Source organism: Adhaeribacter swui (assembly GCF_014217805.1).
Lineage (GTDB): Bacteria > Bacteroidota > Bacteroidia > Cytophagales > Hymenobacteraceae > Adhaeribacter > Adhaeribacter swui.
In genome coordinates this window covers 2,573,660-2,593,132 of the sequence record NZ_CP055156.1, presented here as the reverse complement: position 1 = coordinate 2,593,132, position 19,473 = coordinate 2,573,660, and the positions used below count along the sequence as shown (strand labels likewise).

The window sequence follows — 19,473 nt, the reverse complement described above, 5'->3', positions numbered from 1 at the left end:
AACAGAAATGGCTGAAATACAAGAGAAAGGCGGCGGAGGCGGGAAAGGCGGTAAGAAAAGATCCAAGAAGCAATCTACCAAGATTGACATGACCCCCATGGTGGACCTTGGTTTCCTTTTGTTAACGTTCTTTATTCTCACAACTACCTTCGCCAAACCGCAGACGATGGAAATTAACATGCCGGTAAAACCAGACAAGGAGGAGGAACAACAAGCGTTAAAGGCTTCTAATGCGTTAACCTTAATTGCTGACGAAAATGATCAGTTATTCTGGTACGCTGGCTTACCTGATGCTCCTACTGCTCCTGGTATGCAATTAACCGATTATTCTGCTAATGGCCTCCGTAAGATATTACTGGAAAAACGCTCTAACCCAAACTTAACCGTTTTGTTAAAGCAAACTGATAAATCGCGTTACAAAAACATGGTAGATATGCTGGATGAAATGAATATCACAGGCATCCGGAAATACGCGATTGTTGATGTGGACCCCCGGGATACAAAAATGATAACGGAAGCGAAAGCTAAATAAATTGTAGTAGAAAATGGAAAAACAACTGAATTATTCAACCGCGTCGCTCGACGACATTGTTTTCGAGTACCGCAATAAAGCTTACGGAGCATTTTTCCTTCGTAAGATTTATAATAAGCACGTTACCATTGCTACTATTATTGCTATTGCCCTTTTTATTTTGTTTCTAAGTGCCCCGCTAATTGCTAAATTAATTGGCGGCGAAGACGAATCAAATAAAGTGGTTAAAATAGAGAAAGTAGTAGAACTGGCTGAACCACCATCATTAGAGAATAAACCACCACCACCCCCACCAGATTTACCGCCACCGCCACCACCAGTGGTATCAACGGTTAAATTTACTCCTCCGGTAATTAAAAAAGACGAAGAAGTACGGGAAGAGGAAGAAATTCCGGATCAGAAGGAACTGGAAGATGTGGTTATCGCTACTGAAACTGTAGTGGGTAACACCAACCAGGAAATTTTAACCGAAGTGGAAGCTCCTTCGGAAGTAGGTGAAGTTGTATCGGAAGAGATTTTTACTTTCGTAGAGCAGAACCCAACTTTCCCGGGTGGTTTAGAGGCGATGTACAAATACTTGGGTAAAAACATTAAATATCCGGCAGTTGCATCCCGTAACGGTTTAGAAGGTAACGTAATCTTACAGTTTGTGGTAAACAAAGAAGGCGCTATCTCTGATATTACCGTTGTAAAATCACTGGGTGGAGGTACCGACGAAGAAGCGATCCGGGTAGTTAAAACCATGCCTAACTGGACTCCAGGTAAGCAAAATGGTCGTCCGGTAAACGTTCGTTATACTTTACCAGTTCGGTTTAAATTGCAATAAAATACGAGTAGTATAGAATAAAAAAACTCTGGATTCTTTATGGAATCCAGAGTTTTTTTATTCTATATAATAGTAAGGGATTATTTGTTTTTATAATTCAGAAGAACAAATAACTTAAAATTCAAAAATTTAAAATTATTTATCATGCAGCCTAATACAAACCGCTCCGGAAGTAACCCCGAAAAATATTTAAAGTATTTTACTTTATTTATGTGTTTGGTATATCCCATGCTGGGTTTGTTTATCATGCTTTCGGATGAAACTCAGATAGCATTACCGCAAAACTATAAGACCATCTTGGGTATTATGCTTATGGCTTACGGAGCCCTTCGATTTTACCGGGCATACAAAAAATATTTTCCAAAAGATTATCCGGATGAAAATAGATAAAGTATAAAACCGTTAGGTAAAAACTTCTATTTAAATCAAATTTTTAAAAATTTAGCGCGGTAATTATAATCAAGATATTATCTAACTCTGAATATTGCATAAAATCAGTTTTATTAAATATGAAAAGTAAAATATTATTTCTATACCAAAGATTATGGCTCTACTTGGTTTTAGGTACCAGCTTTTTAATTGCTTGTAACCGCGAAGGTAAAATCGAGGACACTCCTACTTCCGGTACAATTAAAATTAGTGTCGACGAAGCATTTGAGCCAATTATTGATTCTCATGTTTATGCTTTTCAAAAATTGTATAAATATGCCAAAGTAAACCCCTCCTACAAATCGGAAGCCGAAACAGTGAAAGACTTGTTACAGGATAGCGCCCGTTTAGTAGTTATTTCGCGACCGCTTACCAATGAAGAGAAAGAAGTATTTGTGCAACAAAAAATAACGCCCCGGGTAACTAAAATTGCGATTGACGGGGTTGCGCTTATTACACATCCGAGTAATACCGATACCACTTTTTCTATGGATGAGCTAAAAGACATATTTACTGGCAAAACCAACTCCTGGAAACAATTAAACCCTGCCTCTAAATTGTCCGATATAACTATTGTTTTTGATAATACAGGCTCTAGCACGGCCCGTTACATTACCGATTCGGTAACTAATAAACAGCCTTTGCCTAAAAACACTTTTGCTGCCAAAACAAACAAAGCACTTATAGATTATGTGGCTCAAACGCCCAATGCACTGGGTGTTATTGGCGTAAACTGGATTAGTGATTTTGATGATACTACGGCCATTAGTTTTTTACGTAAGATAAAAGTAGCAGCGGTAAGTAATAATCCGGATAAAACAGTAACTGATTCGTACGTTCAACCGTTTCAGGGATATTTGGCGCAAGAGTCTTATCCTTTACGCAGAAATGTGTATATTGTCAGCCGGGAGGCTCGGGCAGGGCTTGGCACAGGTTTTGCATCTTTTGTAGCTGGTGATAAAGGCCAGCGCATAATACTTAAATCTGGATTGGTACCTGCCACTATGCCAGTACGTATAGTATCTATTAAAGAATAAACTTTAACCAACTACCAATTTTTTAATTTTAATTAACCTTTTTAACCATGATCAAGAACTGGAAGTATATTCTAGCGTTTTCTGCTTCATTTGTTGCTACTACCAGCTTTGCCCAATCGGTGCAAGATGTGCAGCAATTGATTAATGTAGAACGTTACACCGAAGCCAAATCAACTTTACGTCGCCTAAATACATCAAATCCAAACGAAGAAGTTAGCTATTACTTAGGCGATGTTTATTTAAAGGAAGGTAAACTGGACTCTGCCAATGTTATATTTAGTCAGGCATTAGCTAAAGACGACAAATCGGCTCTTAGCATGATTGGTTTAGGCAAAGTAGCTTTAATGAAAGGCAATACAGCCGAAGCAGAACGTCAGTTTGATGCCGCAGTAAAACGCACCAAAGGAAAAGACGCCAACATCTTTAAACAAATCGGCCGCGCCTACGCTGACGCTGATGTAAAAGATATTACAAAGGCGTTGAGCTATATTGGTGAAGCTAATAAAATCACGAAGAATAATGATGCCATGGCTTACATTATCTTGGGTGATATTCACCAAAAAAACCCGAATGGTGGTGGCGATGCCATGAACGCTTATGACCGGGCTATACAAATTGATCCAAACAATGCAACTGCTTTCATGAAAAAAGGACAGTTATTCGTAAGATCTAAAAACTACAACGAAGCCCAAGCAGCTTTTGAGAAAGTAATTGCTTTAAACCCGAATTATGCCCCAGCATACCGGGAATTAGGCGAGATGAATTATTTTGTGGGTAAATACGACAGAGCGGTAGAAAATTTTAAAAAATACCGTTCGATGGCGGAGAACTCCATTGATACTCAAATTAAATATGCATCTTTCTTATTCTTAACCGAAGATTATGCAGGTACATTAGCTGAAGCGCAACAAGTTTTGCAGCAAGATCCCAATAATTTAGTGATGAACCGCTTAATGGCTTACTCACTTTATAAAACCAATAAAGTTCCGGAAGCTTTACAAGCCATGGAAAAATACTTTCAATTAGCCCAAGCAGATCCAACTAAAATAATTGCGTCTGATTATGCTTATTATGGTCGGATGTTAGCTGACACTGGTAAAGGAGCTGAAGCTACCGCTAATTTAGAAAAAGCTTTAGCAATGGACCCTAACAACCTAGATGTACAAAATGAAGCTGCTGCTGCTTATGTAAAAGCTAAGCAGTATGATAAAGCAATTACCATGTACAAAACTAAAATTGCCGCCAAACCAAGTTTAGTTGATAATTTTAAATTAGCTGACGTTTATTTAGCAGCAGAAAAGTTTGATTCCGCTGATTCTTTATATGCTGGAATTATTCAAGCCAGACCAGAGTATGCTACAGCTTATTTACGCCGGGCTCAGGTAGCTGAAGCCAAAGATAAAGGACAAACCGGAGCTGCTAAAACCGCTTATGAAGAATACATTAAAGTAGCTAATCAGGATCCTTCGAAAGCTGCTTCTAATAAACAAGGTTTATTTGTTGCTAACTATTACTTAGGCTTCCAAGCTTACAAAGCCAAAGATTTTGCCACAGCAAAAACTTACTGGACTGCCGCTAAAAGCTTAGATCCATCTAACAAAGATGTAGAAGTAGCTTTAAAGAACATTGAAGCTGCGCAGAAAAGACCTGCTGCTACAACAAAAAGAAAATCTTAATTGATTTTAACATACAAAAAAAACCTGCTTCCTTAAGCAGGTTTTTTTTGCCCTAGCCATACTCAAAAACAAATTCCTTATTGCTTAACGCGAATTCTACACAAACCTATAAGAACCTAAAGTACAAACTTGTAATCCATTCCAGTCATTCCTAGGAATCTAACCAGTAGGTAACCCATTGGATATCTTCTGAAATTCTATTAATTCTGCAGAATCATGTACTTGGAGTGGAATAAAGCCGTACGCTCCTCTTATCTCCAACTCAGGTTATTCAAGTTTATTAAAATCGAGCATTATAGTTACAGACAAGCTAATACTTATAATAAACTTATGCTTTTCATTCGCTTTTAAATCTCTCCCATTTCTCTAGTAAATTTTTAAAATCCAAGGGTAAATCCGAATCAAACTGCATCAATTGTTTAGAGGAAGGATGGCGGAACCCGAGTGATTTAGCGTGCAGGGCTTGCCGGGGCATTAACTCCAGAGCATTTTCTATAAAAGCTTTTAAAGTTCCGGTTCTTTGCCCGTAAACTTGCTTATCGCCACCGTAAGTAGCATCACCAAAAAGAGGATGACCTATGTGCTTAAAATGTGCTCTGATTTGATGCGTACGTCCCGTTTCTAGATTACACTTTACCAGACTAACGTATTGAAATGTTTGTAAAACCTGGTAATGGGTAACAGCGGGTTTTCCTTGCTCACCGTTCGGATAAACAGCCATAATCTTACGATCTTTCAGGCTTCGCCCGATATGTCCCCGGATGGTTCCAGTTGCCTCTTTAAGAATACCCCAAATTAACGCGTAATATGTCCGCTCAATAGAATGATCGAAAAACTGCCGGGCTAAATAAGACATTGCATACTCGGTTTTAGCAATAACAAGTAAACCCGAAGTATCTTTATCTATGCGGTGAACCAAACCTGGCCGGCCTTCGCCGTTTTTACCGGTTGGCAAATTTTGCAAATGGTAAGTAAGCGCGTTTACTAAGGTGCCGGTCCAATTACTATAAGCCGGATGCACCACCATACCGGGTTCTTTATTTACCAGTAATAAATCATCATCTTCGTAAATTATAGTTAACGGAATGTCTTCCGCAACAATATCAGTGTCTCGTGGCGGATCAGGTAAGGTAACCGTAATAACATCGCCAGGTTTTACTTTGTAACTTACTTTAGCCGGCTCATTGTTCACCCGTATAGATTCGGCCCGGATTGCGTTCTGCAGTTTGTTACGGGTAACGTTGGGTAACCGGTCCATTAAAAACTTATCTAACCGCAACAATGCTTGCCCTTTATCCGCTACAATCCGGACATGCTCATACAAATCATCGAGGTCGGTAAGTGCTTCTTCGGGCAGTTGATCTTCCAATAACATTTTTGATAATAGATAAATTTTAAAATTTAGGAGTATCATTCACAGCAATAATCCCCAAAATAGGTTTCTGCTATCACAGCTTTATTAATCCTCTAATTTTAATTAAACAACAGAAAAGGAAAATAAAAAAGCCGGTATATTGCTACACCGGCTCTTTCATGAAGGTATTTAAATTACTTATTTTTCTTACCAGTAGCAGGAGTAGTAGCTTTAACCGGAGTAGTATTGCTCGCTGCGGGAGCTTGTACAGCTGGAGCCGGAGCACCTTTAGCTGGAGGTGTAATACCCATTTGCTTTAAAACTAAATCAGAAATATTACCATCTTCCGGAGCGTGTAACAAAATAGCGGCAGTACCAGCGCCGGCATCAGAGTTAAATACATAAGTATAACCGTTACTTTTAGCTACATCATCAATGGCTTTCTGCATTTTTTTGTAAGCCGGCTCTAATAAAGATTGCTGCTTTTTCTGTAAAGAAATTTCAGCATTACGTTGAAACTCCTCGATAGAAGAACGCAAGTTCATAAGCTCTTTTTCTTTGTCTTTACGGATAACGTCCGTCATGGTAGTAGCGCCTTTTTGGTAAGCTTCGCCTTTGGTTTCAAACTCTTTTACTTTTGTTTGCAACTGAGTTTCTAACTGAGTACTATATGTTTTTAAATCTGATTCAATTTGTTTACTCTCTGGCATTAAGCTTAATACATAATCAACATTTGTATAGCCAATTTTAGGAGTAGCAGTCTGCGCCTGAGTGGAAATTTGCGCAGTTACAATTAATAAAGCAGTGGCAACAAAAATTTTAATTTTATTCATTTTAATCAATTAATTGGTTTACTTGTTTACTTTTTCTTTGCTTGAGATTTTTTTACTGGAGTTTTACTGCTAGTTGGTTTACGGGCAGCAGGAGTCTGCTTAGTGGTAGTTGCAGGTTCTTCTGAAGCGCCCACCTCATCCTCCTGAGATTGTACCTGGTTGCCGGGAGTTTCTACATTTGCATTGGTTGGTCTTGCTCCAGGAGTATTCTTTTCGGGCGAAGCCAAACCTAACTCTTCCAAAACATACTCGGTATAATCATGTACCGGATTCGTATATAACATTACTAAATCGCTCGATTTATCAAAAACAATTTGTAACTGACGTTTTTTAGCTACCTTCTCGATAGCATCATATACATCGTCCTGTACGGGCTTAATCAGTTCCTGACGCTTTTTAAAAACAGCACCTTCAAAACCAAAAATTTTCTTCTGGTACTCTTTTACTTCTTTTTCCTTCTCTACAATCTCATCCTGCCGCTTCTTTTTCATCTCTTCGGTGAGCAGAACTTCTTCGGCCTGATAAGATTTGTACATCTTATCTATGTTTTGATACATGCCTTCAATGTCTTTCTGCCAATTAGCCGACAGCTTATCAATTTCTTTTTGGGCATTATTATAAGCCGGAACTTTGCTTAATATAAACTCCGAGTCTACGTAACCAAACTTCTGCGCGAATGAAGCATTAGTTAAAAGAAGGAGTAAGATAACGAAAAACCAATATTTTTTCATCTTTTAATTATTTTATTCGCATAACTTTAATCTGGTTCAATTTATAAACTTGATTAATTAACACGTTTTCCTGAGATAAAACACACATTATACACTTTAAATTTCGTGCCACAAAAATTTTATTCTGAGTGGCTTAACGAATCTGCTGACCGATAATAAAGTGGAACATACCGCCTGGCTTCGTACTTGGCACATTAGGCACCGCCGGTACTTTATCGAAGCCCCAACCATAGTCAAAGCCCAGCAAACCAAATGCCGCCATAAAAATACGGGCACCTACCCCCGCGGAGCGGTACAATTTAAACGGATTGTATTGTTGATAAGATCCCACGTTGTTACCTGCCTCAGCAAAACCTAACACAAAAACCGTTGCTTGCGGGTTAGGCGATACCAAGTAACGTAGCTCTGTTACAAACTTGTTATAAGCTACCCCACCCTGTGGCGATGGGCTAACTGATTCGTCTTCGTAACCACGTAAACCAATATACTCCGTACCCACTAGGATATTACCGCCACCTAAACCGGAACCACCCAGTTTAAAGCGTTCTACTGGTCCTACGGGTTGATCTCTCCGGTAACTACCCAGGAAACCAAAGTGCGCGCGGGTGTTTAATACTAATTTGCCTTTCCGGGAAAGAGCAGTAAAGAATGAGGCATCAAACATCCATTTATTAAACTCGATCCACCTTTGAGCATCCCGGTTTGCATCAAATAAAGAATATGGTGGCGTTAAGTTTACGCTTAAGCTTAAAGTAGAACCACTTCTCGGGAAAGTTAACTGATCAATACTGCTCCGCGATAAGGTGTTAATAAATGAAATACTATTAAATGTACCATCCTGATAGCTTCCGAAAATCGGATAATTTTTGGATATATACTGGTTGTATGATAACGAGTGCGATAAACTAAAGTAGTTATCCGGCCAGCTTAAACGACGGCCTAAACTCACCGAACCACCATTTATCCGAATTCCCTGGGTTTCTTCGCCATTACTGATAATCCGGGAAACGGTACGGTTAATACCTACACTAAAGGAGTTCCGCTTACGGCCACCTAGCCAAGGCTCGGTAAACGATAAAGAGTAAGATTGATAACGTAAGCCGTTAGCCTGAATATTTAACGCTAATCGTTGCCCATCGCCACCCGGAATAGGCCGCCAGTTACGCAAATCACCAGCTTTTCGGAGAGAGAAGTTATTAAGCACCAAACCTACAGTTCCTACTATACCATACGGACCACCCCAACCACCGGATAAGGTAATCTGGTCGCTTGGTTTTTCGGTTACGGTGTACTTAATATCCACGGTACCATCTTCCTGATTCGGAATAGGGTTCATGCCAATTTGTTCCGGGTCGAAATAACCCAACGTAGCAATTTCACGCTGCGACCGGATCAGATCCGAGCGGCTAAATTTCTGACCAGGAATCGTATACAGTTCCCGTAAAATTACGTGGTCGCTGGTTTTAGTATTACCAGAAACAGTTACTTCTTTAATCCGGGCCTGGGCACCTTCCCGCACCCGCATTTCAATATCAATAGAATCGCCTTCTACCAATACTTCTACGGGGTCTATCTGGAAGAACAAATAACCATCATCCATGTACAGTGATGACACGTCGCTGCCATTCGGGTTGTATTGCAAGCGTTTATTTAATTCTTCTTTATTATAAACATCGCCTTTTTTCAGACCTAGAACACTTCCTAACTGCTTGGCATCATAAATGTAATTACCAGTCCAGGTAATATCCCGGAAGAAATATTTACGGCCTTCGTCTACTGTAATCTGAATGGCTAACTTGCCGTTGGGGCGCATGTACACTGAATCGGAAACAATAGTAGCGTCGCGGTACCCTTGCGAATTGTAGTATTCAATTACGCTGTTTTTATCGGTTTCGTAAAGAGGACGGTTAAATTTAGAAGCGGTAAACAACTTGTAAGGCCGTTTTTCTTTTGTTTTTTTCATTTTACGGCGCAGCTTCTTATCCGAAATAGCTTCGTTTCCTTCAAAAGCTATTTCTTCAATTTTAACTTTATTGCCTTTATCTACCGCAATATTTAAAACTACGCTGTTGGGTAAAACAGAATCCGGTTTTTGAAATACATTTACTTTAGCGTTCATGTATCCTTTCTCTAAATAATAATTCCGGACAGTGTTTTTAGTAGTGCTTAATAAAGCATCTGTAACTACTTTACCCCGAATCAGTTTTATTTTATCCCGCAAAGCATCGGCCTGACCTTTTTTGATGCCCGAAAAATCAAACCGCGATAAACGGGGGCGCTCAGTTAAAAAGAAATCCAGAAATACCTGGTCACCTTCGATTTTAGTAATAGAAACTTCTACGTTACCCAAAATTCCTTGCTCCCACAATTTGTGAATGGCTTTACCCAGGTCTTCGCCGGGGAGTTTAATGCGGTCGCCTACCCGTAAACCTGTTATAGAGATAAGCGTGTTAGGGTCTAGAAATTTAGCACCACTTACGGTAACGGCGCCAATACGGTATTCTTTGGGATTGTTGTAATCCAGTTCCCCGATGGTACTTTGGTTACCTAGATTTACTTGTGCAGATGCAGCGGTTGTTATAAAAACAAACAAAAACAACCAGAAATATTTAATCATTAAGTAATACTTTTATTCGTTAATTGTTCACTGGTTTTGCCAAACCGACGTTCGCGGCTCTGATAAGATAAAATAGCTTCGTGTAAATGCTGTTTTCTAAAATCCGGCCAGAGCAAATTAGTAATATAAATTTCGGTATAAGCTAGTTGCCAAAGCAAGAAATTACTGATGCGCATTTCGCCGCTCGTCCGGATAAGCAGTTCCGGGTCAGGCATTCCGGTGGTGGCTATATGTTCCGAAATAAGTTGTTCATTTACATCGTTTGGTTGCAATTCGCCTGCCGCTACCAAGCCGGCAATCTGGCGCATCGCCTGGGTTAAATCCCAACGACCACTGTAGCTCAAAGCTACATTTAAGGTCATGCGGGTGTTATGGGCCGTTATCTCCATGGCTTCCAGTAATTCCCGGCGGCAGGTACTTGGTAAGCTATCGGTATCGCCAATGGTTTGTAACCGAATATTATTTTTATTTAAAGTAGCGGTTTCTTTCCGGATAGTAGAAACCAGTAACTCCATTAATGCATTTACTTCGTATTGCGGACGCGACCAATTTTCAGTGGAAAAAGCATATAAGGTTAAATACGCAATACCCAACTCTGCGGCTCCTTCTACCGTATCCCGTACGGCTGCAATAGCATTCTGATGCCCGAATATACGGACACCCCCTTTTTGCTTTGCCCAACGTCCGTTTCCGTCCATAATAACGGCCACGTGTTTTGGCAAATTGTTTAAATCAATTTTTTCCTGAAGATTCATTCAACCCAAATTTCCGCGCAAGTTACAAAAACCCTGACAATTATGCGTTATGAATCCGCAATAAACAAATATTTCCTGTGCATTTAAGTAAATTATAAAAATTTAAAAAATATTGATTTTCAGGGCTTATTATTAACTAAAGCTACAATTTCTGATGGCTGTGCCAATCATTTTATAAAGAAACACGCTGGCAATACCTGATTGGTTATAGTATGCTGGCCTGGTATTTTTTAGATGCAAAACAGGTTGGGTAGGTTGCCTGAAAATAAAATTTTTAAATTATTTGTATGATGCGGGCGGGCAAAGCAGCTTATAGAAAGTATAGGAAATACTTAGTCCGTTATAAAAATACCAATCTTTATCGTAAGGGTCGGTATGCGGCAGTTCGCGGTAAGGCAGTTGGGCGTAATCCTGGGTTTGCAGGTAGTCTAACCGGTCGCCGTTTTTAGCAAAGGTTTTGCGGGCACCAACTTCAAGGCCTAAGTTCCAGTGATAAGATAAGGCGTACTTAAAACCAATGCCGGTTGGTATAGAAAGCACAATGCCACTTTCTGCTGGTTTTTCATGTCCTTGTAATTCGGCTTTGTTGCGAAAGCTGGCCGCCGCAAAACTAATGAAGTAATAAGGAGTCCAGCGGGTACGCCGCCGCTGATTGTAGTAGTCCAGGAAATTGTATTCTAATCCGGCCGATAATTCTACCAGATTGGTTTTGACAATGGCCTGCCGGAAACTATTAACGGGAAGTTCGGCATTTTCATCATTGGCCCGTAAAAAGCCGGCCATTAAATTAGCTTTTAAAGTAACCGGTTTGGAAATATCTTTTTTATAAAAAATAACAGCTCCCGGACGATTATTTAAAAACCGGTAATTAGGCGCTACTTCGCCTTTGTAAACTAAGCCGCCTATTCCTCCGCCTATTTCACTGGTATTTTGCGCAAATAATTCATTACCAAAAAAAAGACTCCTTACGGCCCATAGGGTTATAAGGAGTGTAAGGCGTACACTGGTTTTAAACATGTAATAAACTAAATAATTTAAAGTAAAAATTTACTTCATAAGGTTACTTTATTTTAGGGTTTTTCACTTGTTTAGGCAAAATATAGTACAAAGAAATACCAGTAGTAATGTACCAATCTTTATCACTCACATCGCCCCGCTGGTCGCCCTTCAAGCCAAAGCCATTAATGTGCTTGTAGCCATACGGATCGGTTAACACCGGGGTAAAACCAGAATCGCCGCTACGATCGGACAGCAACGCCGCCCGGGTGCCGGAAGCCGCGGCCAATTCCCCTTTATCGGCGTAATTACTGCTTACATCGTCCAGGTAATCGGTAAAGGTTTTGCGCCAGCAAATTTCAAAGCCTATGTCAAAGTTAGCGTCGAGTTTATATTTAGCCCCAATACCCACCGGTATAGCCAATTGAATTTTGCGGTAAGGCTTCGGGTAATTTTTGCTTTCCCGGTCCGGCACATACTGGCCCTCGGTGCCTAATGGTTGTAAAGCATACCAACCTTTTGCCATGCCTTCGCCATCAAAATACGCTTTGGGATTATGATGAAAAACACCAATACCGGCAAAAACATAAGGCATAAAATCAGGCCGGCGACGGTACGGAAAGCGGTTTTCGTAAATTTCGTAAACGGCCACTCCGTTAAATTCTACAATATCATTCCGAAAATTTAAATTCCGTTGAAACCGCGGCATGTTATCGAGTTCGTTTTCAGAAGCGCTCTTTTTATCATCGCCGTATAAACGCCCCCACGATAAATTACCGCGTGCCGAAATGCGGGGCGTAAATTTATAAGTATAATTAGCGCCTACGTTTAACCGGGTAGATAAAAACCGAAAACTGGCAATATTGGCATCCGGAGCCATTTCGCCAAAATAGTTGATGGCATTCAGGTTAATACCTACTGTGGCGTAACGCCGCTTTTTCATCCAGCGCTGGCCGTAAGCATCGTATACGTGCAAGTTAATACCTGTTTTTCGGTAACGCCTTTGCTTTGCCCAACTCTGACTGTAAGCGTTATCAACTGTTAAGGCTAACAAAATAATTAAAATAACAACCGAAGAACTAGCATTTCTTAGTTTCAATTCCATCACAAGTATACTATGCTGTAGAGAACGTTACTTTGCTGAATATGTGTATTGCGGTAACCTGTCCAAAATTAGAAATTTAATATAGATTAAAAAACATTTTTAATCTATTACCCTTATTCTTTATAGGTCATTTCGTTTATCAAACCCCCAATTTAGCTTAGTCCGCAGCGTATTTAAGAAATTTACCCCGGCAATTTTTACTAACCGGGCGTTAAAGCTTTCTCGTTTTACGGCAATTTTTATGGTAGCATCTACTGGTTTAGACCTGGAATCGAGCGAAACTAAAAAATTGTTACTCCGCCCTTCAATCTCAAACGATAAAACACTCTTATCCGATACAATTAACGGCCGAACATTTAGATTATGCGGACATACGGGAGAAATAACAAAATTGTTAGTTTGGGGTAAAACTACGGGTCCGCCACAACTTAAAGAATAACCCGTAGAGCCGGTTGGCGTAGCAACAATTAAGCCGTCGGCCCAATACGAGTTCAGGTATTCCCCATCAATGTAGGTATGCACCACAATCATGGTGGAGGTATCGGTTTTTAAAATAGAAAACTCATTTAAGCCAAAATTTATTCCATCAAATATCTCGGAATCGGTTTCGGCCCGGATCAGCGACCGTTCATCCAGGGTATACTGGCCTTGGTAAAGCGCTTCGATGGCCTGGCTGGTTTGCTCAAAAGGCACGGTGGCTAAAAAACCCAAACGACCGGTGTTAATGCCCATAATCGGAATTTGTTTTGCCCCCACATAGGTAATGGTATCAAGCAGCGTACCATCACCGCCAATACTCAGCACAAAATCTACTCCCAGCAAAGGGTCGCCGCGCCGGAAAGTTTCTACGCCGCTTGGTAGCTGAATGTGGTTTTGCAGATAAATTTTAAAATATTCTACAATGGTAATTTGGGTGTGGCGCGCAGCTAATTCGTCAAAAAGTTTTTGAATATAAGGCAACAGCGCTTCCGTAAAAGGCTTCCCGAGGATGGCTACTTTCATGTAAAATTTTAAAATGGAATGCCCGTGTTTACAAAAAATCCGGCTTGTCCGGTATTGGTTAAAGTATACTCCAAAGTAACAACTTTATCGTAATACGTAACAAGGTGCAAGCCGATTCCTGCAGATAGCAACAAGCGATTAGCAAAACTGTTTTCGGCCGAATAATATTTATCGTGCGCATAACCCGCATCGGTAAACCCATTCAGGTACATACTTAGAGGTATTCTATTAAATTTTGGGCTTTTTAAAAAACTTAGTACAATCTCGCGTTGCGGCAAAATATTGCGCGATAAGCCTTGTTTAAATAAACCAAACTGCTCCCCGTTTACTACATACAATTGGTAGCCGCGAACCAATACGGTGCCGTAGCCCAACACCTGGTTATCGGCAAAGGCGAGTCGCTGCGACAGCATGGATTTCCCTTCCAGGCCAAAACTGTAAAACCATTTGGCCGCTAAAGGCACATACCGGCTGTATTTGGCGCGTAACGAGGTACTGGCATTGCCGCTGTTGTTGCTGTACAAACGCTGCGCAAAGGCTACCTGAAAATAACTCCCCGATAAAGGATAAGAAAATGTATTCCGGAAATTACGGGTATGCACTAGGTTTAATTCCGCGAACTGGCGTTTTTGCCGGCCTAGAAAATACGCTGGATTTAAAGAAAACGCCGCATTGGAGAGGCGCTGCCAATTATAGGTAAAAGTAAGCGCCGTTTGGCGTTGTACATCGGCCCGGTAGAGCAATCCCGGCGACACGTAAACCCGTTGCACTGCAAAATCATTATTTTGGTGCAAAGTAAGTAAGCGGTTATCTTCAATGGTATAATCTAAGGCGTGGCTCCGGTATAGCGAAACTGCCAGCGTAGCCCCCATTTTGGAACGGCCCACATTGGGTTTGCGGTAAAACACTTCTAATTTGCGGTTGTAGCCGTGCTGCACATTAGCCCGCAACGTTTCGTTTAAACCCCGGAAATTTTTAACGTCCAGGTGCAAACCGTAATCAATGCGGCGCCAATCGTTGTGCTGCAGCCAGGCATTAAAATTGCGGTCGGCGAGCGAAAAGATAGGAACCGGCCAAATATACCAACGTTCCTGCACCGAAAAAATAAGATTTAATTCACCGTTATCGCAGAGCGCTATGTAGCGCACCCAATGAAAAAGCTGGAGGTTATACAACTGCAATTGGTTTTCGGCCAGGCGTTGGCGCAAATCTGCCGCGTTTACCCGGTCACCTTCTTTTAAGTTAAGCTCTGCCCGTAATATTTTTTCCTGGGTAATTTTATTGCCTTCGAACTGAATGCTACGGATAAAAACCTGGCCGGAATCGGTGGGACAGCTCAAAATATTTTGCGCCGAATCTACAGAAATACCGGTTACGGGCTCCGAAGTAGTTTGCGCAGAACCAGAAAGCCAGATAAAAAAGAAAAAAATTAAAAAAAACGGAAAGCTCCGCACCCGCTAAATATTAATATACCGCAGCAGCAAATCTAAACGGTCCTGATCATCTTTCTCGTCCGTTGCATCCTGGAATTGCGCGGTAATGCGGTAATCAAAACGCTCGAAAGTAGCAATAATGCGCTTCAGGTCGCTGGTATTCATTTTAAGGGTTAATCTTATTTTATAGGGATCGGCTTCGTCCGGCGACACGTAGGCGCTTAAAATCTTGGCATTATTGCTTTCTACTAACCGGCTGATTTCGGTAAGCGAATAATCGCGCTCGTTCATGCTTAGTACCAAAATACCGCCCTGTCCCTGCAAAGCCGACATTTGCCCAAAGGCCGAAATGGTATCGTTTACCGTAATAACTCCTAAAAACTCGCGTTGCTCATCGAGCACTGGCACTACCTGAATTTTATTTTTAATGGCGGTTTCCATTACATTGTAAAAATGCTGGTTATACAACACAAAAACATCTTCGTAACCAAATGGTACGGTTTGCAAAGATTCGTGCGCTACTTTAGCTTCCAGAATATCTTCTTCAGTAATTAAACCCAAATACTGACGCAGCTTTACTACCGGTAATTGATTTACCCGGAATTCTTCCATCCAGCGAACAGCCTTAGCGGGCGTGTCCGACAGCTTTAAAGGTGGAATCATTTGATTTATTAGTTCTTCTGCAATCATGGGGTACCTCCGGTTTTCCGTCTTTCTCAGGTAAAACGGAAAACAATTATATTAGATTCACTTACGTATTCTGCAGCTATCAGGGATTTAACTCCAGAAATTTATTTAAATATTTATTAAAAACTTCGGGCTGCTCCATCATGGGCGCGTGCGAGCATTTATCAACAAAATGCAAAACCGAACCTTTAATTAACCGGTTAAACTCGTGCGCTACGTGCGGTGGGGTAATGGTATCGTTTAATCCCCAAATTAAACACGTAGGCACCGTTATGCGGGTAATATCTTTGGTCATGTTATGGCGCTGCGCCGATTTGGCCATGGCAATAATCCGGAGCACTTTAGAATTACTGTTGGTAATCGAGAAAACCTCGTCTACCAACTCCTTGGTGGCCGTTTCGGGTTGATAAAAAGTAAACTCTACCCGTTCTTTAATGTAGGCATAATTCCCGCGTTTCGGGAAAGTGCTGCCCATAGAATCTTCGAACAAACCCGAGCTACCCGTTAGTACTAACCTTTTTACCCGCGAAATATTGTTGAGGGTATACACCAAAGCAATGTGCCCGCCCAGCGAGTTGCCCAACAACGTAAAGTTATTCAGTTGTTTTAAAGCCACAAATTTTTCTACGTAAGCCGTAAGCCCAGGCACTCCGGCTTCGCGCAACGGCAAATCGTAAATGGGCATTAACGGAATTACAATCCGGTACCGGTCTTTAAAGCCATTAATCACGTCGGCCCAGTTACTCAGGGCTCCAAACAACCCATGCAGCAACAGCAAAACCTCGCCTTCGCCTTCGTCAATATACTTAAAATCCCCTTCTTCTTTAATATTAAAATCCATTCGTTTGGATAAATCTTAATTTTTTAAATTTTTTAATTTCTGATACCAGCAATAGTAAGCCAATTACGCAGGATATCCAAGCCGTAAGTAGTTAAAGCCGCTTCCGGATGGAACTGCAATGCGTATAAAGGCAACAACTCGTGCCGGAAAGCCATTAACTCGCCAGCGGCCGTATAAGCCAGGGGCACCATGTATTTACCGGGTTCTTGCAATACCAGCGAATGATACCGGACAACCGGCATTTTTGTTGGTAAACCGGCAAAAACCGGGTCGGGTACGCAGGTAATTTCGGAAACTTTGCCGTGCATGGGTTTAATGCCTTTTACCAGGGTAGCCCCAAAAAACTCGCCCAAAGCCTGGTGCCCCAGGCAAATCCCCAGGATCGGCAATTTATCATGATAATACGCAATTACCTCCATCAGCACCCCGGCTTCGCGCGGTTTACCAGGCCCCGGCGACAAGACTATGGCTTCAAAATCCAAGGCCTGGATCTCAGCTAAAGCAACATTATTCCGGACTACCTGCGCCGATACGCTTAACTGCCCAAAATAATCGAGCAGGTTATACGTAAAGGAATCAAACGAATCTAAGAGCAAAATCAAAACCTAACCTATAAATTATAATTGCTCTGGGTTACCAACTCGCAATAATTTTAAAATATTCCTCTCAGGGTACTTAATAAATACTTCGCAAAAGGCAGAAAAAAGCCTACTACCTGCAAGGCATACGGGGTTGCTTTGGCAATTACCGGGTAAACCTCCGATTTCTTTAGGACTTCATGCGTGAACGAAATACCCGTTAAATTTAATACGTACAGAAAAAGACTTACGCCTAAACACCAGGTAAGTGCCCCGAGCAATCCGCCGCCTAAGCTATCGAGCATGCCCAGGGGCGTTAAATGAATTACTTTTTTGGCTACGGTGCCTACTAATCTTACAGCAGCAATAATTAACATAAAAACCACCAGAAAAGTAATAAAAGGTAAAAAGCCGAAAGCCTCGCCTACTACGCCCCGCATTACCGGAATAGCGGCATTTAAGAACTGCAACCCAAAAACTACCGCAATAACCCACGCTACCAGCGATACTATTTCGAGTAGCAGTCCTTGACGGAAACCACTAAAAGCACCGTAAGCAATAGGTGCCAGTAAGAAAAAATCAAACGTGGTCAAAGCAAAAAATTAAGCGTTGGTGTTATTTAATAACTGACTTACCGCTGCCGAAATCGCTTTACCATCGGCCTGGCCGCTGAGTTCGCGCGCTGCTACGCCCATCACTTTGCCTAAGTCCGACGGACCGGTTGCACCTACCCGCTGAATTATTTCTACTAAGCGAGCCCGTAAATCGCCTTCATCCAGCTGCGCGGGTAAAAATTCCTCGATTACTGCTAGTTGGGCCAACTCTACTTCTTCCAGGTCGGTCCGGTTTTGTTTGGCAAAAACCTCCGCTGACTCCCGGCGTTGCTTGGCCGCTTTGGTTAATAATTTTAATTCTGCATCGGTAGTTAAGGTTTGGGCAGCGCCTTTTTCGGTTTCGGCCAACAGTATCTGCGATTTAATGCTGCGTAAAGCATCTAACCGTACTTTGTTTTTAGCCAGCATGGCTTTTTTAATGTCAGCTTCTATTTTTTCTTTTAAACTCATCGTTTTAGATTTTTTGTTTTTCGGATGAATACAGATATTTGACTTTCTGGCAAACAATTTCGACCGGTTAATGAATATCATCTGACTGGTGCTTGTCCGCAGGGTTGAAATTACTAAATAAATTTGTATTTAGCCGAAGCCAACCAGCAACAGCGGCCAGAGACCGGTAAAAAGCCAGAAGGAAAAAGTAGAATTAGTATGGCCAAAATTAGTTCTACCAGAAAGTCCAACGTCTAACATCCAATACCTAACAGCTATAAGAATGACTAAACTCAGCGTAAATATAAACAAGATTGCTACGCTCCGGAATGCCCGGGGCGGTAACCGGCCCAACCTGGTACAAAGCGCTTTAGATTGCGAGCGTTTCGGGGCGCAAGGCATTACGGTACACCCCCGGCCTGACGAGCGCCACATTCGGTACCAGGACGTACTGGATTTAAAAAAAGTAGTAACCACCGAGTTTAACATTGAAGGCAACCCGACGCCGGAATTTCTGGAGCTGGTAAAAAAAGTGGTGCCGGAACAAGTAACCCTGGTACCCGATGCGCCGGACGCGATTACCTCTAATGCCGGCTGGGACACCCTGCGCCACCAGGACTTTTTAAAAAAAACTATTGCTGACCTAAAAAGTATTGGTACCCGGGTGTCGATTTTTGTGGACCCGGTAATAGAAATGGTAGAAGGCGCCGCTGAAACCGGCACCGACCGCATTGAATTGTACACCGAGGCTTACGCCAGCCATTACCACCAAAACCGCGAACAAGCCATTGCCCCGTACGCGCAAGCCGCCGAACGGGCCGTAGCTTTAGGCTTGGGTATTAATGCCGGGCACGATCTGGATCTGGATAATTTAAAATACCTGCAGCAAAACATTCCTGGCTTGCTGGAAGTATCTATTGGCCACGCCCTTATCTGCGACGCGCTTTATTTAGGTTTGGAGAATACCATTCAGCTTTATTTACGTCAGCTTTCTTAAA

The 19,473-nt window shown here is 41.6% G+C and carries 20 protein-coding genes; 6 read left to right on the top strand and 14 right to left on the bottom strand.

Annotation, left to right across the window (positions count from 1 at the left end; all coding sequences use genetic code 11):
* Nucleotides 1-7: 7 nt before the first annotated feature.
* From HUW51_RS11250 to HUW51_RS11230, 5 genes are all read left to right on the top strand, one after another.
* Nucleotides 8-532 (top strand): ExbD/TolR family protein, encoded by a 525-nt coding sequence (locus HUW51_RS11250; protein WP_185274127.1) that lies wholly within the window; start codon nucleotides 8-10, stop codon nucleotides 530-532.
* A gap of 13 nt (nucleotides 533-545) precedes the next feature.
* Entirely contained in the window at nucleotides 546-1,358 is an 813-nt protein-coding gene (locus HUW51_RS11245) for an energy transducer TonB (protein ID WP_185274126.1), read from the top strand.
* Between the two features lie 144 nt (nucleotides 1,359-1,502).
* The gene (locus tag HUW51_RS11240; RefSeq protein ID WP_185274125.1) at nucleotides 1,503-1,748 is read left to right on the top strand and encodes a hypothetical protein; all 246 of its coding nucleotides are present in this window, start codon (nucleotides 1,503-1,505) and stop codon (nucleotides 1,746-1,748) included.
* Nucleotides 1,749-1,867: 119 nt separating this feature from the next.
* The gene (locus HUW51_RS11235; protein ID WP_185274124.1) at nucleotides 1,868-2,824 is read left to right on the top strand and encodes a PstS family phosphate ABC transporter substrate-binding protein; all 957 of its coding nucleotides are present in this window, start codon (nucleotides 1,868-1,870) and stop codon (nucleotides 2,822-2,824) included.
* A 47-nt stretch (nucleotides 2,825-2,871) separates the two neighbouring features.
* Nucleotides 2,872-4,500, top strand: a complete 1,629-nt coding sequence (locus HUW51_RS11230; RefSeq protein WP_185274123.1) for a tetratricopeptide repeat protein — start codon at nucleotides 2,872-2,874, stop codon at nucleotides 4,498-4,500.
* A gap of 337 nt (nucleotides 4,501-4,837) precedes the next feature.
* Here HUW51_RS11230 and HUW51_RS11225 read toward each other — a convergent pair whose 3' ends face one another.
* The 14 genes from HUW51_RS11225 to HUW51_RS11160 form a co-directional block, all read right to left on the bottom strand.
* Complete coding sequence (locus HUW51_RS11225) at nucleotides 4,838-5,875, bottom strand: RluA family pseudouridine synthase (RefSeq protein WP_185274122.1); 1,038 nt, start codon at nucleotides 5,873-5,875, stop codon at nucleotides 4,838-4,840.
* Between the two features lie 173 nt (nucleotides 5,876-6,048).
* A complete protein-coding gene (locus HUW51_RS11220; protein ID WP_185274121.1) occupies nucleotides 6,049-6,687 on the bottom strand; it encodes an OmpH family outer membrane protein in 639 nt (212 codons plus the stop codon).
* Between the two features lie 26 nt (nucleotides 6,688-6,713).
* A complete protein-coding gene (locus HUW51_RS11215; RefSeq protein WP_185274120.1) occupies nucleotides 6,714-7,418 on the bottom strand; it encodes an OmpH family outer membrane protein in 705 nt (234 codons plus the stop codon).
* Nucleotides 7,419-7,551: 133 nt separating this feature from the next.
* Entirely contained in the window at nucleotides 7,552-10,035 is a 2,484-nt protein-coding gene (gene bamA, locus HUW51_RS11210; protein WP_185274119.1) for an outer membrane protein assembly factor BamA, read from the bottom strand.
* Nucleotides 10,035-10,790 (bottom strand): isoprenyl transferase, encoded by a 756-nt coding sequence (locus HUW51_RS11205; protein WP_185274118.1) that lies wholly within the window; start codon nucleotides 10,788-10,790, stop codon nucleotides 10,035-10,037. Before HUW51_RS11205 ends, bamA begins: the two co-directional genes overlap by 1 nt.
* A 279-nt stretch (nucleotides 10,791-11,069) precedes the next feature.
* Nucleotides 11,070-11,807 carry a type IX secretion system protein PorG gene (gene porG, locus HUW51_RS11200; RefSeq protein ID WP_185274117.1) on the bottom strand — a complete coding sequence of 246 codons (738 nt, stop codon included), beginning with the start codon at nucleotides 11,805-11,807 and terminating at the stop codon, nucleotides 11,070-11,072.
* Between the two features lie 43 nt (nucleotides 11,808-11,850).
* The gene (locus tag HUW51_RS11195) at nucleotides 11,851-12,891 is read right to left on the bottom strand and encodes a DUF6089 family protein (protein WP_185274116.1); all 1,041 of its coding nucleotides are present in this window, start codon (nucleotides 12,889-12,891) and stop codon (nucleotides 11,851-11,853) included.
* Between the two features lie 120 nt (nucleotides 12,892-13,011).
* A complete protein-coding gene (locus HUW51_RS11190; protein ID WP_185274115.1) occupies nucleotides 13,012-13,893 on the bottom strand; it encodes an NAD kinase in 882 nt (293 codons plus the stop codon).
* Nucleotides 13,894-13,901: 8 nt separating this feature from the next.
* Nucleotides 13,902-15,347: a BamA/TamA family outer membrane protein gene (locus HUW51_RS11185; protein WP_185274114.1), complete on the bottom strand. Its 1,446-nt coding sequence runs from the start codon at nucleotides 15,345-15,347 to the stop codon at nucleotides 13,902-13,904.
* 3 nt (nucleotides 15,348-15,350) lie between these two features.
* A complete protein-coding gene (locus HUW51_RS11180) occupies nucleotides 15,351-16,016 on the bottom strand; it encodes a CBS domain-containing protein (protein WP_185274113.1) in 666 nt (221 codons plus the stop codon).
* Between the two features lie 79 nt (nucleotides 16,017-16,095).
* On the bottom strand, nucleotides 16,096-16,854 hold the full coding sequence (locus HUW51_RS11175) for an alpha/beta fold hydrolase (protein ID WP_185274112.1): 759 nt from the start codon (nucleotides 16,852-16,854) through the stop codon (nucleotides 16,096-16,098).
* A 32-nt stretch (nucleotides 16,855-16,886) separates the two neighbouring features.
* Nucleotides 16,887-17,456 carry an anthranilate synthase component II gene (locus HUW51_RS11170; protein WP_185274111.1) on the bottom strand — a complete coding sequence of 190 codons (570 nt, stop codon included), beginning with the start codon at nucleotides 17,454-17,456 and terminating at the stop codon, nucleotides 16,887-16,889.
* Nucleotides 17,457-17,506: 50 nt separating this feature from the next.
* Nucleotides 17,507-18,025 carry a CvpA family protein gene (locus HUW51_RS11165; protein ID WP_185274110.1) on the bottom strand — a complete coding sequence of 173 codons (519 nt, stop codon included), beginning with the start codon at nucleotides 18,023-18,025 and terminating at the stop codon, nucleotides 17,507-17,509.
* A gap of 9 nt (nucleotides 18,026-18,034) precedes the next feature.
* On the bottom strand, nucleotides 18,035-18,496 hold the full coding sequence (locus HUW51_RS11160; protein ID WP_185274109.1) for a GatB/YqeY domain-containing protein: 462 nt from the start codon (nucleotides 18,494-18,496) through the stop codon (nucleotides 18,035-18,037).
* Nucleotides 18,497-18,758: 262 nt separating this feature from the next.
* Here HUW51_RS11160 and HUW51_RS11155 point away from each other — a divergent pair, with 262 nt between their 5' ends.
* Nucleotides 18,759-19,472, top strand: a complete 714-nt coding sequence (locus HUW51_RS11155) for a pyridoxine 5'-phosphate synthase (protein ID WP_185274108.1) — start codon at nucleotides 18,759-18,761, stop codon at nucleotides 19,470-19,472.
* Nucleotide 19,473 lies beyond the last annotated feature (1 nt).